Annotated in this window: 1 pseudogene; it reads left to right on the top strand. The window is 45.5% G+C overall.

From position 1 onward, the window contains the following. Window positions 1-112 precede the first annotated feature (112 nt). Window positions 113-1,512, top strand: a pseudogene (gene tnpC, locus QUB08_RS31880) (IS66 family transposase); the annotation flags it as partial.

The following is a 1,512-nucleotide window of genomic DNA, read 5'->3' as shown; positions in this document are numbered from 1 at the left end:
TCATATTTTTGGGTGATTTTACGAGCTTTTTCATTTTAACCCTTTTTTGGCATACTCGCCAAAGTGAGATGCACCCAAAAACTTCAGTGGCGGCATCTGGTAAAATAAACGGATGAAAAAGCCCGCACCCACGAGAGAGCAGAAAAAAACCGAAATCGAGCAGTTGAGCCAAGCTGAACTGGTAGAAATGGTACTGGGGCTGCAAAAAATTATTGCACAATTGCAAGAAAAACTAGCGATTGCTACGGGCAAAAGTCGAACCACCAGTCAGACTTCATCCAAACCCCCATCAACGGATCTACTCCAAAAACCAGAGAAACCAACAGTCAAACCAGAAGCAGACCCAAAAAAGAAACCAGGCGGACAACCGGGTCATCAGGGGAAAACCCGCAAAGGGTTTGGACGAGTAGACAGAACTGAAATTAGCTCACCCGACATCTGTCTCAATTGTGGCAGTAAAGAATTAAGTGAAGTAATTAACATCCACAGACAGCAAGTAGCAAGTCTAGTAGCAAAACCAATTGAAGTCGTCGAATATCAGACACAATCGTGTAAATGCCTAGAATGTGGTGCACTAGTCAGAGGAGAACCACCCCGCTTGAATAGTTCCAGGGCAAGATTTGAGCGTTAATCTCCAAGCACTATTAGTCTGGTTGGGGAATTATGGACATCTTTCCTACGCCAAGCTGACTGAATTGTTGTGGGAACTCGGCAGAATAGAAGTGGGAGTAGGAACACTCCAAAAAACCAATCAACGAGTAGCAGCAGCAGTCAAACCAGCGCTCAAAGCACTGTGGGAATGGGCACCTCTTCAATCAAATGTTCACGTAGATGAAACGCCGTGATGTGTCATGGGGGTTAAAGAATGGTTATGGACAGCTAGTGGAGAAGGATTCTGTTTATTTCATGCGGCAGATACCAGGGGGCGGGTGGAATTGGAAACCATGCTGGGCACAGAATTTGCGGGAGTCTTAAGCTCAGATGATTTCAGCGTTTATAATGGCGGGAACATCGCAGCCCAACAGAAGTGTCTGGCCCATTTACGGCGGCATTTCAAGAAAGTGCTGGAACTTCCTGGCAACAATAATGCAGCAGTCGCTAAGCGTATTTCTGTCATTAATAGATGAAGCTTTTATCGCCCATGAGTCCTGGCGAAAGACGAAGGCTCGACTCACCTACGACTTCTGGGCTCAGGATTTCACAATACGATTGAATCAAGCTTTGACCACTTGGTTGGGCCAAGTTGGTTATGCTGCAGGTCTGTTACTAAAATCCTTACGGGATAAGGCAGAACAATGGTGGTATTTTCTCAATGACCCCTCGGTTCCTCCAGATAATAATTTAGCAGAACGTTCTCTACGGCTAGCTGTAACGAAACGGAAAGTTTCTGGCAGCTCTCGTTCGATGAAACGATTTGAGGAAACGGCTAATCTGCTGAGTGTGATTCAAACCTGTCGTTTTCAAGCTCGTTCAGTAATGGCTTTTTTCCGTGAGGCTATTTCTGCCCAATAT

This window comes from Microcoleus sp. BR0-C5 (genome assembly GCF_036705045.1).
GTDB lineage: Bacteria > Cyanobacteriota > Cyanobacteriia > Cyanobacteriales > Microcoleaceae > Microcoleus.
This window is presented reverse-complemented; position numbering and strand designations above follow the sequence as displayed.